The organism is Cytobacillus sp. T106 (assembly GCF_040492155.1).
In the GTDB taxonomy this organism is placed as follows: domain Bacteria; phylum Bacillota; class Bacilli; order Bacillales; family Cytobacillaceae; genus Bacillus_AB; species Bacillus_AB infantis.
Window position 1 is genome coordinate 221,646 of record NZ_JBEUMK010000003.1, and the last position, 13,920, is coordinate 235,565.

A 13,920-nucleotide genomic window follows, 5' to 3' on the forward strand; every position below is an offset into this window, starting at 1 on the left:
CTATCCATTTAAGTCAAATATTTTCCCTTTATAAGGGTGTATATCAATCTTAGATTCTTTTTTAAGTTCATTATTCCTGTTATATTCAATGCCCAGCCCAGGATTTGATTTCTTTTCAGACTTTAAGACCGTCTTCCTCTTTTTTCTGTCAGTCTGTTTGATTGCTGCTGCAGCCAAATTGTGGGCGACGGAAGGCAATTGGTCGATTTTCTGCTGTGTTTTAGACGCATCAAGAGTTCTTGGAAGAGCTACCTGCAGTTCAACAAGTCGAAGGCTCATCTTTCATTCTCCTTTTCCGTATTTCTTACATTACTTTTTCCAAGCATTCACGCAATTTATAGATTGCACGGGAATGAATTTGTGAGATTCTGGAAGTGGATAGCCCCATGACTTGCCCTATCTCGGTAAGCGTCAATTCTTCTTTGTAAAATAAACTGATGACAAGCTGTTCCTTTTCGTTCAAAGTGGTAATGAGCGCAGTCATATCAGAAATTAACTCTTCTTTCATTACATTTTCTTCAGGAGTTAATGTATTGTCATCCCTCAAGTTATAAGAAGGCCCCTCTTTATCATCAAGTTCTGCAGGATTCTCATCCATTGATAGTACATTGGAATAGAAGTTTTCAGTCATTGCTGCATATACTTCATCTTCTGTTATACCCAGTTCATCAGCTATTTCTTTTGCTGTCACATTTCTCATCAGTTTCTGCTCCAATTGCACCGACGCGGCCTCTATTTTTTTGGCTTTTTCCCTGGCGCTTCTTGGCAGCCAATCTTCTTTTCTTAATCCATCAATTATTGCGCCCCGGACACGAAAGGAGGCATAAGTATCAAATTTCAAATCTCTGCTATGGTCGAATTTTTCAATAGCATCGTATAGCCCAACAAGGCCGAAGCTTCGGAGATCATCCCTGGAAACACTTTTGGGAAGGCCGGCAGAAATACGCTGAACATGGTAGCTGACTAGAGGCATATACTTTTTTATCAGATAGTCCCCTGCAGAAGGATCACGAAAATGTGTCCATTTTTCCCAGTATATTTGTTCCTCTCCTGCTGATTCTAGATCCATGGAAACCCTCCTTAAACCAATAACCAAATTATCAATTATTTAATTATATCAAAAACACTTCTGAAAAACACAGCAAGCAACCTTAAAAACAGGTCAGCCAAAAAAAATCAGCCATCTTTACTAGAGGCTGATTTTTTTAGAGGATTTTCCTATTAAATGCACATAGTCCCTTTATTGACTGTTCTGATCAATAGTTCGGAGGTTCCTGGATCAAACTCTATTGACCTCCCGCTGCTTCCTCCTGTATCCTCTGAAATGATTCTAATCCTTAATTCTGAAAGCGCACCCTTAACTGCTTCAACATTCCTCGGACCTATCCTCATTTTGTCAGGGCCGGTAGAAAACTGGAACATCTGGGCCCCTCCTGCAATCTTCGCCCTTAAATAACCCGGTCTTGCCCCCATCATCATAAGCTTCTCTACCAGCTCAGTTACTGCAGTATCAGCATACTTAGCCGGCTTAAAGGTGCTGCTCCTGGCGAGTGAAGAGTCAGGAAGCATAATATGGGCCATGCCGGCCAGGGATTTAGACTCATCATATAGTACAACTCCGACACACGAGCCTAAGCCGGTAGTTCTTATTTTTTGGGGGCATTTGACGATATTCATATCTGCTATGCCGACTTTTATAATTTCCTGTATATTAGTCACGTATTCCTACTCCAAGAGATTCAAAAAAGCTGTTGAATGAACCAGGGTCTGGAAGCAGGAAGAAATGGCCTTTGACATCATCCGGCAAAGAAGAATCTTTTAGCGCGGTATCAATAACTATGGCATAATCGCTTTCATGTGATATTTCAATTAATCCAAAACTTATAATTGCCCCGACCATATCTATTCTTAAAGACGGCACAGAAGGATATAAGTCCATTTTAGTAAAATCACATAAAGCAGACAGATAAGAGCCAGCCAGGATATTTCCCAGCTCCTGAAAAGCAGAAGCAGATAATTCATCTATTGAAAGGTGGCTGATTTTAAAGGAATGATTTCCTGTCATTTGCCGGATGAAACTGACAGCATATTCTACAGGAAGAATAAAAAACATATTGCCAGGGGCTTCCCCTTCAATCCGGAGGTAGACACTCGCAACAACTTTTTCTGCCCCCCCTGCCATATCCATCATTTCGTCAAAGGAAACAATCCGTACACTTGGAACTTTCATTTCAATCTTGCTGCCCAGCAGGGCGGAGAGAGCAGTAGCTGCATTCCCTGCACCTATATTTCCGATTTCCTTTAGGATATCTAAATGAAGTGATTTTATTCTTGCTATATAACCATCCTTCATTTTTCTTCTTTAGCCAAAAGGTCTTCACCTTCTAATATTTTTTCTAAATCAATTAAAATCAGGAGTCTTTTCTCTACTTTAATCACTCCGCTGATATATTCTATATCTATGCTCCCCACTACGGAAGGCGGCGGCTCAATAATTTCCGGATTAACATCTATGACATCATTTGCTCCATCAACGATCAAGCCTACTTCCAAATCATTTATTCCCGCTATTATCACCCTTGTGTTATCAGAATAAGATTCGGGCTGCAAACCGAAGCGGCTTCTTAGATCTATAACTGGTGTAACTACTCCCCGCAGATTTATTACACCATTTACGAATTCAGGAGTACCAGGGACCCTTGTGATATGCTGGACCTTTTCTATTGAACGAACCTGATTCACCTGGATGGCATATTCTTTATCTTTAAGTTGGAAAATGATCAGCTTTAAATCTTCAGCAGTGCCTGTCATTTTATTGCTCCTTTAACCTGTAATTGTTTTTCACTTAATTAGTGCATTGCAATCGACAATCAGTGCAACTTGCCCATCACCCAGGATCGTTGCCCCGGAGATTGCAAATATATTAGTAAGATATTCACCTAGCGATTTTAACACTACTTCCTGCTGACCTATGAAAGAATCTACGATCAGCCCGGCCATTTTGTCGCCTTTTCTAACAATAACAACTGAATAATATTCATCAGCCTCTTTATATACAGGCACATCAAAAGTACTCTTCAGGTCAATCAGCGGAACAACTTTTCCTCTGAAATCAATTACACTCTGATTATGTGCTTTCAGTATCTCGTCTTTTTTAACGATGGCCGTCTCAATGATAGAAGAAAGCGGTATAGCAAACTTCTCTCTTTGTATCTCAATTAGCATCACAGAAATAATGGACAATGTTAACGGTAATTGAATTGAAAAAATAGAACCTTTTCCTTCTGTCGAATCAATTGAAACAGTTCCACCAAGTGATTCAATTTTACTTTTAACAACATCAAGCCCTACACCTCTGCCTGATACATCAGATATCGTTTCGGCGGTAGAAAAGCCTGATGCAAAAATCAGCTCATATACTTCTTTATCAGAAAGGACAGAAGCCATCTGTTCAGTAACAATTCCATTTTTCAAAGCTTTATTAAGTACTCTTTCCCTGTTTATTCCTGCTCCATTATCCTCGATCTCAATGAAAACATGATTTCCGCTGTGATAAGCCTTCAAGATTACTGTACCTGTTTCGTCTTTGCCAGCTGCCCTCCGGGATTCTGGATTTTCAATTCCATGGTCCAGTGCATTGCGGATTAAGTGGACAAGCGGATCTCCGATCTCATCAATGACTGTCCTATCCAGCTCGGTTTCAGCACCTTGAATTTGAAGGTCGATTTTCTTGTTCAAATCTCTCGCCAGCTGGCGCACCATTCTTGGGAAACGATTGAAAACTGTCTCAACCGGAACCATTCTCATATTCAGGATAATATTCTGTAAATCACCAGAAATTCTTGACATTCTTTCGACTGTTTCCTGCAGTTCCTGGTTTTTAAGTTCCTTTGATATCTGTTCAAGCCTGCCCCTGTCTATTACAAGCTCTTCAAAGAGATTCATCAGAATATCGAGTCTTTCAATATTGACTCTTATTGTTTTACTGCTGGACTGTTTAGCATTGTTTTGTTCCTTCTTCTCTACTGGTTCATCCGCAGAAGTATCAGCTGGAACAGTACTAACCTCACGTACATTGCCGGAAGTTTCGTCTTTTTTGTCAACGCCCCTAATGGACTCAAGAGTAATCGGCTGAATTTCGGCCGTATCAACTTCAGAAACTTTCAACACTTTACTCTTAACATCTTCGCTCGTTTCCTTTGTCACTATAGTCACCAGAAACTCACTGTCAAACTGCTCTTCCTCCAGTTGATCGACAGAAGGTGCAGACTTAATCACTTCCCCGATTTTTTCCAGAACCTCAAAAACCATGAAGACCCTTGCTGCCTTTAATAGGCAATCCGGACGGAGGCCCACTGTGATTTCAAAGATCTGAAAACCTTGTTCTGCAGACTGTTCCAAAACAGTAAGCTCAAATTCATCATATGAACTTTTTGATTTAACCGGTGGTTCCGCGATTGCACTTGCGGATTCTTCTTTTGCAGAAGATGAAGACTTAAGCGGCTCCCCTTTTTCAATGAGGGCCAATTTCGACACAGCATCAGTAACATCCTTTTTTCCGGTGCCCCCATCAGCGATGGATTGAACCATCTCCTCAAGATAATCAACCGCCAAAAATACAACATCCAATATTTCAGGAGTAACAGTTATTTTATGGTTTCGAAGAGCATCCAGCACATTTTCCATTTGATGTGTAAGACTAGCAAGATCTTCATACCCCATAGTCGCCGACATACCTTTGAGTGTATGAGCAGAACGAAAAATTTCATTAACAATAGATAAGTTATTCGGATTATTTTCTAATTCGAGCAAGTATGTATTGCAAGATTGCAAATGTTCTTTGCTTTCCTCAATAAACACTTCTAAATACTGATTCATATCCATATTATTGCACGCCCCTTGAAATTAAACATATTTCAATATAGATGTAGTAATATTCTCGATATTTTGAACCTCATCGATCAGCCCTGTCTCAACAGCTGCCCTTGGCATTCCATAAACAATTGCCGTTTCCTTAGATTCAGCTATTGCTTTCACTGACCCGGATTCTTTCAGAAGAGTAAGCCCATTAGCTCCATCAGCTCCCATACCTGTCATGATAACTGCAACTTTTTCATACCCTTCTAGCCGGCTGATGGATTCATATAAGACATCAACAGATGGCCTATGGCCGTTGCGGGGAAGATCCTGATCAAGTTCGACTCTTATGCCTGAATCAAGCTGACTTACTCTAAGATGATATCCGCCAGGTGCAATATATGCTGTTCCATCCTGCAGCAGCTCACCATGTGCAGCTTCCTTCACTTTTATCTCACATAACATATCCAAACGTGAAGCCAGAGATTTTGTAAAGCCGGCTGGCATATGCTGCACAATTAAGATTGGAGCCTGAACAGATTTGGGCAAATTCCTTAATACCTGCTGGAGAGCACGCGGTCCGCCAGTAGAGGTTCCGATACAGATTATTTTCCTGTTTCCCTGCTGATTTCTTTTTGCTAGGTTGATATGAGAAATTTTACTTAGTTCTATTTTACTATAATCGTTTATTCTATTGATATTATTATTTCCTTGATCAGGAAAATAATTTAGTCTTTTTAATTGTACTTTGCTTGCTGATATAACTTTCTCACATAATTCCTCTTTTACCTTATAGAGGTCAAGAGATATTGAACCTGAAGGTTTGGCTATAAAGTCTAATGCACCATACTGAAGGGCCAGCAAAGTATTGTCTGCACTTTCCTGAGTGGTGCTTGACAGCATGATGACTGGAATGGGCTCCTGCTTCATAATTTGCTTTAATGCTTCCATGCCGTTCATTACAGGCATTTCTATATCCATTGTAATAACATCAGGCAACAGCTGCTTTATTTTATCCAAAGCGTCTAATCCGTTCCTTGCAGTACCGATAACATCAATATATGGCGATTCACTCAGAAAATCGGATATTAATTTCCTCATAAAAGCAGAATCATCCACTATGAGAACCTTTATCTTTTTCAATTCTGTATCACTGCCTTAATAAAAAAAGTTGCTTTAGTTTGGACACAAATTGCGAAGCCGGGTTGGCAGCGCGTCCGCTTGTTTTTCCCGTATAGCCCTCTGCAATACTATTGACAGCCCTTGATGCAGGGGAAGTGCGGCTGTAGAGCAGAAAGGGAACTTGTTTTATAACCGCTTCCTGGATTTTTTTATCGTCAGGGATTATTCCCAGAAGTCCTGCGGATTTACCAAGAAATTTCTCAAGCGCGTTATTAAGCCTGGCATAGATGCTTCTCCCCTCTGCGTCAGAATGCGATCTATTAATGGCAAGGCTAACAGGAATGTCAGAGTCTTGGATATTAATATATTTTATAGCTGAATAAGCATCCATGATAGAAGTCGGCTCTGGCGTTACGATGACGATGATTTCGTTTACTGCCAAAATAAACCGTATCGAATCTTCTGAAATTCCCGCCCCCATATCAAGAATTATATAATCGTACCTGCCAATGAGAGATGTGAACTGCTCTTCAAAACGATTCAAATCCCCGCTGCTTAATTTCATAAAAGAACCAAGCGCAGAACCCCCGGTAATGTAATCCAGCCCTTCCGGCCCGCTGGAGATCACTTCAGATAGAGGTACATTCTTTCGGAAAAAATCTGTAATATTGAATCTTGATGAGCTTCCCAGGAGAATATCCAAATTGCCCATACCGATATCCATATCCATTACTAAAACAGAATGGCCTTTTGCCGCGAGCGCTAAAGCAAAGTTCAATGTAAAGTTTGTCTTGCCGACTCCCCCCTTGCCGCTGATTACGGCAAGGGTTTTAGAATTGATTCTTGTTTCCGCTTCCCTGATGAGTTGACGTCTTAGATTTTCAGCCTGGTCTTTCATTCTTTCATCATTGCCCCAATTAAGATATTTGCTGTTAAGGAGGCGCTGGCTTCCAATAAATCATCTGGCACATTTTGGCCGTTAGTCATATACGCAGCACCTATTTTATGCTTGGCCATCATGTTGTACATTGATCCATAAGTTGCGGTTTCATCCAGCTTGGTAAAAATAAGTCTATCAATCCCAAGCAGAGAGAACTGTTTAAAAATTTCTTCCATATCCTCGAATTTAGAAGCCAGTGAAAGTACCAGCAAGGTTTCTGTTTGCGCCTCTAAGTCAAAGAGTTCCTTCAGCTCCTCGACATATTCGGAATTTCTAAAGTTTCTTCCCGCCGTATCGACTAATATTACATCATATCCAGCCAATCTTTCTGACGCTTCCCGGTAATCTTCCGGTGTATAGCATACTTCTAAAGGTATATTAAGAATCTGGGCATATGTTCTTAGCTGTTCAACAGCTGCTATCCGGTAGGTGTCTGTTGTGATAAAAGCCGTTTTCTTGTTGTATTTCATGATGCTCTCTGCAGCGAGCTTGGCGATGGTAGTGGTTTTACCCACACCAGTGGGGCCGACAATGTGTATAAATTTCTTGGAGAAATCGGTGCCGCCAAAATTCATTCCATCCAGTGAAAATATTAGAGCCTCTTTAAGCCACTCCCTTAAAGTCTCTGTATCCATGCCATTTTCTGTATACCATTTGGCCATAAGCTTATCTAGCAAGGGCTGGATAAGCTCAGGTGCAAAACCTTGATTAAAAAGTTTATTTTTAATCTCAGCCAATGGTTCAGGAATTCGGAACTCTCCGCTGGAATATTGAATGGCCGGTGCCGATCCTATCTTTTCCATATTCGCAAACTGCTTTTTTGGTATAGCAGCATTTGGACCTCGAAACTTTGCTTCCAAATGAAACTTTTCCTTCTGTTTAGGCTGTTCCATACGATTCATAGTGTCAATACCGGCAAATAACTCTACTTTTTTCTTTTTAAAAAATCCCAGGAAGCCGCTGGTTTCAACAATTTTGGAATTAAGTATTACTGCATCTTTGCCAAGCTCTTTACTGACTAGATCCATTGCCTCATTCATTGTGTTTGCTGTAAACTTCTTGACTTTCAATCTATATTCACCACCCCTATGCTTTGAACCTCAACATTTGCTTCGAGTTCATTATAAGAAAGTATAGGAACATGAGGGAAATATCTTTCGGTCAGCTGGCGTACATACATCCTGACAGCCGGCGAACATAAAATAATAGGCGTCTGTTCCATTAATGACAGCTGTTCGATATTTCCAGCGATTGATTCCAGTATCCTCTGCGAATCTGCAGGGTCAATTGATAGATAATTTCCATGCTCAGTTTGCTGAATTCCTTCCGCGATCAGCTTTTCAATTCTTCCTGAAACGGTTATCACTTTCAATGCCTCCCCTTCCTGGGAGTACTGATTCGTTATTTGTCTTGCAAGCGCCTGTCTGGCGTATTCGGCAAGCAGATCGGTATCAGAGGTGACTTTCCCATAATCAGCCAGAGTTTCAAAAATGATTGGAAGGTTTCTGACAGAAACGTTTTCTCTCAAAAGCTTACCTAGCACTTTTTGAACTTCACCAACCGAAAGAGGCGCAGGTGTTACTTCGTCTGCTAAAATAGGATAGCTTTCCTTCAAATGATCAATCAGCTGCTTTGTTTCTTGTCTGCCTAAAAGTTCATGAGCATTATTTTTTATAACCTCCGTAATATGGGTGGATACCACTGAAGGAGGATCGACTACAGTGTAGCCGAATATTTCTGCCTGCTCTTTTACCTCCTCGGTTATCCATTTAGCAGGCAATCCAAATGAAGGCTCGACAGTATCAATACCTTCTATCGAATCATCTTCGATGCCTGGGCTCATAGCAAGATAGTGATCAAGGAGCAATTCTCCCTTAGCTGCTTCATTTCCCTTAATCTTCAGTCTATATTCATTTGGCTGAAGCTGTATATTATCCCTGATCCTCACTACAGGAATGACCAGTCCAAGTTCTATCGCCAGCTGCCTGCGGATCATCACTATTCGATCAAGCAGATCACCGCCCTGATTTGTATCAGCTAAAGGTATCAGCCCATAGCCAAATTCAAATTCAATAGGATCGACATTCAGAAGATTGACCACACTTTCCGGACTCTTCAATTCTGCTGTTTCCTCTCCCTCTTCCAAATCTAACAGCTGTTCTTTATCATCATCAGGCATTCGGGAAAACATATAGCCGCCAAAAATGAATAGACCTGCAATAGGGAAGGTTAATAGATTGCTTATGGGTGTAAACAGTCCTAAAAGAAAGATCGTCCCCCCTGTAACATAAAGCATTTTAGGATATGCAAGCATTTGCCTGGTAATATCGCTGCCAAGATTACCGTCTGAGGCAGCACGGGTTACTACGATACCTGTAGCTGTAGAAATTAATAGTGCTGGAATCTGGCTTACGATCCCGTCGCCAACTGTAAGAAGAGAATACCTGCTTGCCGCATCAGCTATGCTCAGCCCTTGCTGCATCATGCCTATCACTATACCGAAAATTAAATTGATAAGGACAATAATAATACCGGCAATGGCATCCCCTTTAACAAATTTACTCGCACCATCCATGGAACCATAGAAGTCAGCTTCCCTGCTTACCTTTTCCCTGCGTTCTCTCGCCTCATGCTCTGAAATCATCCCTGCATTCAGGTCAGCATCAATACTCATCTGCTTCCCCGGCATAGCATCAAGAGTAAACCTGGCAGCTACTTCAGAAACCCTTTCTGAACCTTTAGTAATGACAATGAATTGAATAATAATCAAAATTAAGAATACAACCATCCCCACAATGATATTGCCGCCAACAACAAACGTCCCGAAAGTATCGACAACACCTCCAGCTTCTCCCTTTGATAGAATGGAACGAGTGGTCGATACATTCAATCCTAATCTAAACAGGGTCAAAAGGAGCAGGAGGGAGGGAAAGATGGAAAATTGAAGCGGTTCACTCATGTTCATCGATATTAAAAGTACTAGCAGCGCTAATGAAATATTCATGATAATCAATATGCTCAATAGCCAGGATGGAAAAGGGATAATAAGCATGGCAACTATCAAAATAACACTAAAGACTACTGATAAATCTCTTCCTGACATTACGCTCTCCCCTTAACCTAAACATTAATCATTAATCCGGCCTATATTTTATTCTTGAGTCTGTATACATAAGCCAGAATTTCAGCGACCGCTTTAAAAAACTCCTCAGGGATCGCACTGCCTATGTCTGCCTGGCTGTAAAGAGCCCTGGCCAATGGCCTGTTCTCAATCGTCGCCACATCATTTTCTTTTGCAATTAATTTAATTTTTTGAGCAACATGGTCTGTACCTTTAGCCACAACATACGGGGCATCATTTTTGGTATCATCATATTTTAAAGCCACGGCAAAGTGAGTCGGATTTGTAATGACTACGTCAGCTTGAGGGACTTCCTGCATCATTCTCCTCATAGCCATCTCTCTCTGCCTTTGCTTAATTTTCGATTTTATCAGAGGATCGCCCTCAACATTTTTATACTCATCTTTTATATCCTGTTTTGACATCCTGATGTTTTTTTCAAAATCGTACTTTTGATAAAGATAATCCAGTATGGATAAGAATAAAAGTGCGGCAGAAGCGGTTAAGCCCATTTGGACAGTTAAGCTAGCCACCGTTTCCAAGGTAGCTCCAACCGGTTTCTGGGAAAGCAGAAGAATCTCTTCTTTCCTGAACCATATAACTGCAAATGTTATAGCTCCTACGAATGATATTTTTAAAATAGATTTGAGCAGCTCAACAATGGCCCGAACCGAAAATATCCTTTTAAACCCTTTGATAGGATCGATTTTTTCCAGCTTAAACTGAATCGATTCTGTGGAAAATAAAAAGCCTACCTGCATGTAATTTGCAGCTACCCCGGCAATGACCGCTGCGATCATAATAGGAGCCAGAAATAAGAAGAGCTCTTTCAAAATCGTTAAATAGATAGTCTGTACATTGCTTTGAGTCAATTCCATGTGCATAAATTCCTGAAAGGAATGAGTGAGCAGGAACATAATAATATTCTTCAAATATCCGCCGGTTAAGGTTAATATGAGAAACACTGCCAGAAGCACGATTGCGGTATTGACATCCTGGCTCTTCGCGACCTGCCCTTTTTTCCTGGAATCCTGCCGCTTCTTAGGTGTAGCCTTTTCCGTTTTTTCACCTGCAAAGAATTGCAGATCCAACTTTATATTTGCAGTCATCATGGTCCTCCAATTATGTCCATAAGCCCTCTCATTGTTACAGCCATTGTACCGAAGAGCTGGGAAACGACAAGCATCAAAATGCTCATAACAGATATCAGCACTACAAATCCTACACCGATTTTCAACGGAAGGCCCACCACGAAAACGTTAAGCTGGGGTACAGTCCTTGCCACAATGCCTAATGCGATATCGACAAGGAAAAGACTTCCCACAACAGGGGCTGATAATTGAAATGCAATGATAAACATGGAATTAAAGGAACGAATTAGATATTTAGCCATGCCGCTGCTCCCAAAAGGGATCCATCCGCTATCAAGAGGAATGACCCGATAGCTGTAAAAGACTCCGTCCAGCAAAAGATGATGGCCATTAACCATAAGCAGGAAGAACAGCGAAACTGTATATAAATATTGGCCAGTCAGCGGGCTTTGGGCTCCGGTTTGAGGATCAACAACATTGGCAATGGCAAAACCCATTTGAAAATCGATGAAACCGCCTGCAATCTGGATTGCTGAAAGCATCAGATATGCACAAAAGCCAACAGCTAAACCAACGAGCGCTTCTTTTATAGCTAATAAAAAAAACACCTCATTTATTTCTATCAGGGGAGCATCTATCGTATAAAATATGGTCCAGGCAAGAAAGAAGCCGAGTCCAATTTTATGGGAATTCGGTATCGATCGATAAGAAAAAAGCGGCAGCAGCAGGAAAAATGAGGTCACTCTGATAAAAACCAGGAGAAATACTGGGAACCCTTGAAGTATTTCTTGCATACAATCAGCCTACAAATCTCGTTAAATTCGAGAAAATTTCATTAGTATAAGAAAGTATATGACTGAGCATCCAGGGGCCAAAAAAGACGATTCCCAATAGGACCGCAACAATCTTTGGAACAAAAGCAAGCGTTTGTTCCTGGATTTGGGTTGTAGCTTGAAAGATACTGACAATTAATCCGACAGCCAAAGCTAAAATCAGCAATGGGCCTGATACCAAGAGTACACTCATGATGCCGCGCTCTGCTATTGATATAACTGTTTCGGGAGTCATTATTACACCTGCTTAAAAACTTTGTAGTAGAGATTTGACAACTAAGTACCATCCGTCAACAAGTACAAACAACAATATCTTAAATGGCAATGATATCATTACCGGCGGAAGCATCATCATACCCATGGACATTAATACACTGGCAACCACCATATCAATTACTAAAAAGGGTATAAAAATCATAAAACCGATTTGAAAAGCAGTTTTGATTTCACTGATGGCAAATGCCGGAACCAAAGTTGTAAGCGGTATATCCTCGATGGATTCCGGCGTTTCTGCGTTGGAGTATTCTAAAAATAATGCAAGGTCTTTCTGCCTTGTATGAACGCTCATGAATTCCTTGAATGGTACGGAAGCTTTGTCATAAGCCTCCTCCAGGGTGATTTCCTCATTAAATAATGGAGTTAACGCCTGTTCGTTCACTTGCTGAAATATTGGTGCCATAATAAAGAATGTCAGGAATAGTGATAAGCCTACCAGGACCTGATTGGGAGGCATTTGCTGGGTTGCAAGCGCAGTTCTGACAAAAGAAAGAACAATGATAATTCTTGTAAAACAAGTCATCAAAATTAGAATGCTTGGCGCCAGTGAAAGGACAGTCAAAAGCAGCAGTAACTTAACTGAAGTTGACACATTTTCAGGTGAACTTGTATTAAAAATCTCCATTACTTCATTCATTTTTATTCTGGCCCTTCTGAAGTTCATTATATAAACTATTTCTTTCCTTCTTCATATCTTCCAGCTGGCTTTTGAGTTCCGATTTAAAGCTTTTTTGCACATTTATTTCCTTTTTAGCTTTTGTTCTTTTGATAACTCTTGTCACAATATCGCTTGGCTGGATCAGTTGTTCTGTTTTTCTGTTATATTCAGTAAGAATTTCCTCATACTCATCTTTTTCCTGGATTTCTTTCAGAAGCCTTATATCTTCTCCTACTCCCACAATCAAAAGCTGCTTTCCAACTTTGACCACTTGAATGCTTTTGTTTGAACCGAGGGAAGTACCGCCAAGATTTTCAACTATTTGAGAGGATTTCAGGCTCCTGGATTTAGAGTTGATGAATTTAAGCATTAAATAGAGCAATGCGATTACAAATGCTGTCGCTGTGAGCATTTTAACGGTATCCCATACTCCGATGCCGACCTTTCCTGCTTCTGCTCCAGGAGTCTTTTCCCGGGAAGATTCCGGCTGAGAGCAGCTTTCAGGATTAGAAATACACTCGTTTACACTTTTATTCAGCTGCTCTGCAAAGGCTTTGGAATGAAAGCCTTGCAGAACGAATACAGCCATTAATAGCATTAGGATTAGTTTATATTTATTTGACACTAAAAAAGCACCCTCTATTTCTTTATCCCAGCGTTTTGTTGATAGCTTCCAAGACTCTGTCCGCCTGAAATGGCTTTACAATGAAGTCTTTAGCTCCTGCCTGAATCGCATCAATTACCATCGCCTGCTGACCCATTGCGGAACACATGATGACTTTAGCGCCGGGATTGATTTTTTTGATTTCCTTCAGTGCAGTGATGCCATCCATTTCTGGCATTGTAATATCCATCGTCACCAGGTCTGGCTGGCTTTCTTTATATTTTTCAACTGCCTGGGCACCATCAGCAGCTTCTCCCACAACTTCAAAACCATTTTTGGTAAGGATATCTTTTATCATCATTCTCATGAATGCTGCATCATCTACGATAAGGATTTTATTCGCCATTTTACACAACCT

At 40.7% G+C, this 13,920-nt stretch carries 16 protein-coding genes; all 16 read right to left on the reverse strand.

All coding sequences use genetic code 11. From position 1 onward, the window contains the following. Entirely contained in the window at nt 1-279 is a 279-nt protein-coding gene (locus ABU165_RS08730) for a hypothetical protein (RefSeq protein ID WP_094767436.1), read from the reverse strand. A gap of 25 nt (nt 280-304) precedes the next feature. Beyond that, nucleotides 305-1,069 carry a FliA/WhiG family RNA polymerase sigma factor gene (locus tag ABU165_RS08735; protein WP_094767437.1) on the reverse strand — a complete coding sequence of 255 codons (765 nt, stop codon included), beginning with the start codon at nt 1,067-1,069 and terminating at the stop codon, nt 305-307. 152 nt (nt 1,070-1,221) lie between these two features. After that, the gene (locus ABU165_RS08740; protein WP_094767438.1) at nt 1,222-1,719 is read right to left on the reverse strand and encodes a chemotaxis protein CheD; all 498 of its coding nucleotides are present in this window, start codon (nt 1,717-1,719) and stop codon (nt 1,222-1,224) included. Then, nucleotides 1,712-2,353 carry a chemotaxis protein CheC gene (locus tag ABU165_RS08745; protein WP_094767439.1) on the reverse strand — a complete coding sequence of 214 codons (642 nt, stop codon included), beginning with the start codon at nt 2,351-2,353 and terminating at the stop codon, nt 1,712-1,714. Before ABU165_RS08745 ends, ABU165_RS08740 begins: the two co-directional genes overlap by 8 nt. Continuing rightward, a complete protein-coding gene (locus ABU165_RS08750; RefSeq protein WP_094767440.1) occupies nt 2,350-2,811 on the reverse strand; it encodes a chemotaxis protein CheW in 462 nt (153 codons plus the stop codon). Before ABU165_RS08750 ends, ABU165_RS08745 begins: the two co-directional genes overlap by 4 nt. A gap of 30 nt (nt 2,812-2,841) precedes the next feature. Further along, a complete protein-coding gene (locus ABU165_RS08755) occupies nt 2,842-4,884 on the reverse strand; it encodes a chemotaxis protein CheA (protein WP_248137957.1) in 2,043 nt (680 codons plus the stop codon). A 21-nt stretch (nt 4,885-4,905) separates the two neighbouring features. Continuing rightward, entirely contained in the window at nt 4,906-6,000 is a 1,095-nt protein-coding gene (locus ABU165_RS08760) for a protein-glutamate methylesterase/protein-glutamine glutaminase (protein WP_094767442.1), read from the reverse strand. Nucleotides 6,001-6,007: 7 nt separating this feature from the next. Then, nucleotides 6,008-6,877 carry a MinD/ParA family protein gene (locus tag ABU165_RS08765; RefSeq protein WP_248137956.1) on the reverse strand — a complete coding sequence of 290 codons (870 nt, stop codon included), beginning with the start codon at nt 6,875-6,877 and terminating at the stop codon, nt 6,008-6,010. Beyond that, a complete protein-coding gene (flhF, locus tag ABU165_RS08770) occupies nt 6,874-7,989 on the reverse strand; it encodes a flagellar biosynthesis GTPase FlhF (RefSeq protein ID WP_318060092.1) in 1,116 nt (371 codons plus the stop codon). The genes ABU165_RS08765 and flhF overlap by 4 nt, the downstream gene beginning before the upstream one ends. Further along, nucleotides 7,986-10,022: a flagellar biosynthesis protein FlhA gene (gene flhA, locus ABU165_RS08775; RefSeq protein ID WP_248137954.1), complete on the reverse strand. Its 2,037-nt coding sequence runs from the start codon at nt 10,020-10,022 to the stop codon at nt 7,986-7,988. The genes flhF and flhA overlap by 4 nt, the downstream gene beginning before the upstream one ends. Nucleotides 10,023-10,063: 41 nt before the next feature. Then, nucleotides 10,064-11,149 (reverse strand): flagellar biosynthesis protein FlhB, encoded by a 1,086-nt coding sequence (gene flhB / locus ABU165_RS08780; RefSeq protein ID WP_094767446.1) that lies wholly within the window; start codon nt 11,147-11,149, stop codon nt 10,064-10,066. Beyond that, nucleotides 11,149-11,925 carry a flagellar biosynthetic protein FliR gene (gene fliR, locus ABU165_RS08785; RefSeq protein WP_318060093.1) on the reverse strand — a complete coding sequence of 259 codons (777 nt, stop codon included), beginning with the start codon at nt 11,923-11,925 and terminating at the stop codon, nt 11,149-11,151. Before fliR ends, flhB begins: the two co-directional genes overlap by 1 nt. A 4-nt stretch (nt 11,926-11,929) precedes the next feature. After that, nucleotides 11,930-12,199: a flagellar biosynthesis protein FliQ gene (fliQ, locus tag ABU165_RS08790; protein ID WP_094767448.1), complete on the reverse strand. Its 270-nt coding sequence runs from the start codon at nt 12,197-12,199 to the stop codon at nt 11,930-11,932. Nucleotides 12,200-12,211: 12 nt separating this feature from the next. Then, nucleotides 12,212-12,877 (reverse strand): flagellar type III secretion system pore protein FliP, encoded by a 666-nt coding sequence (fliP, locus tag ABU165_RS08795; RefSeq protein WP_094767449.1) that lies wholly within the window; start codon nt 12,875-12,877, stop codon nt 12,212-12,214. Then, nucleotides 12,870-13,523 carry a flagellar biosynthetic protein FliO gene (locus ABU165_RS08800; RefSeq protein ID WP_318060094.1) on the reverse strand — a complete coding sequence of 218 codons (654 nt, stop codon included), beginning with the start codon at nt 13,521-13,523 and terminating at the stop codon, nt 12,870-12,872. Before ABU165_RS08800 ends, fliP begins: the two co-directional genes overlap by 8 nt. A gap of 22 nt (nt 13,524-13,545) precedes the next feature. Next, nucleotides 13,546-13,908, reverse strand: coding sequence for a chemotaxis protein CheY (locus ABU165_RS08805; protein ID WP_094767450.1), 363 nt, complete (start codon nt 13,906-13,908; stop codon nt 13,546-13,548). Nucleotides 13,909-13,920: the final 12 nt, after the last annotated feature.

Coding starts and splice junctions, on each gene's coding strand:
- ABU165_RS08730 (WP_094767436.1), bottom strand. CDS start 279: ATGAGCCTTCGACTTGTTGAACTGCAGGTAGCTCTTCCAAGAACTCTT.
- ABU165_RS08735 (WP_094767437.1), bottom strand. CDS start 1,069: ATGGATCTAGAATCAGCAGGAGAGGAACAAATATACTGGGAAAAATGG.
- ABU165_RS08745 (WP_094767439.1), bottom strand. CDS start 2,353: ATGAAGGATGGTTATATAGCAAGAATAAAATCACTTCATTTAGATATC.
- ABU165_RS08750 (WP_094767440.1), bottom strand. CDS start 2,811: ATGACAGGCACTGCTGAAGATTTAAAGCTGATCATTTTCCAACTTAAA.
- ABU165_RS08755 (WP_248137957.1), bottom strand. CDS start 4,884: ATGGATATGAATCAGTATTTAGAAGTGTTTATTGAGGAAAGCAAAGAA.
- ABU165_RS08765 (WP_248137956.1), bottom strand. CDS start 6,877: ATGAAAGACCAGGCTGAAAATCTAAGACGTCAACTCATCAGGGAAGCG.
- flhA (WP_248137954.1), bottom strand. CDS start 10,022: ATGTCAGGAAGAGATTTATCAGTAGTCTTTAGTGTTATTTTGATAGTT.
- flhB (WP_094767446.1), bottom strand. CDS start 11,149: ATGACTGCAAATATAAAGTTGGATCTGCAATTCTTTGCAGGTGAAAAA.
- fliR (WP_318060093.1), bottom strand. CDS start 11,925: ATGCAAGAAATACTTCAAGGGTTCCCAGTATTTCTCCTGGTTTTTATC.
- fliQ (WP_094767448.1), bottom strand. CDS start 12,199: ATGACTCCCGAAACAGTTATATCAATAGCAGAGCGCGGCATCATGAGT.
- fliP (WP_094767449.1), bottom strand. CDS start 12,877: ATGAATGAAGTAATGGAGATTTTTAATACAAGTTCACCTGAAAATGTG.
- ABU165_RS08805 (WP_094767450.1), bottom strand. CDS start 13,908: ATGGCGAATAAAATCCTTATCGTAGATGATGCAGCATTCATGAGAATG.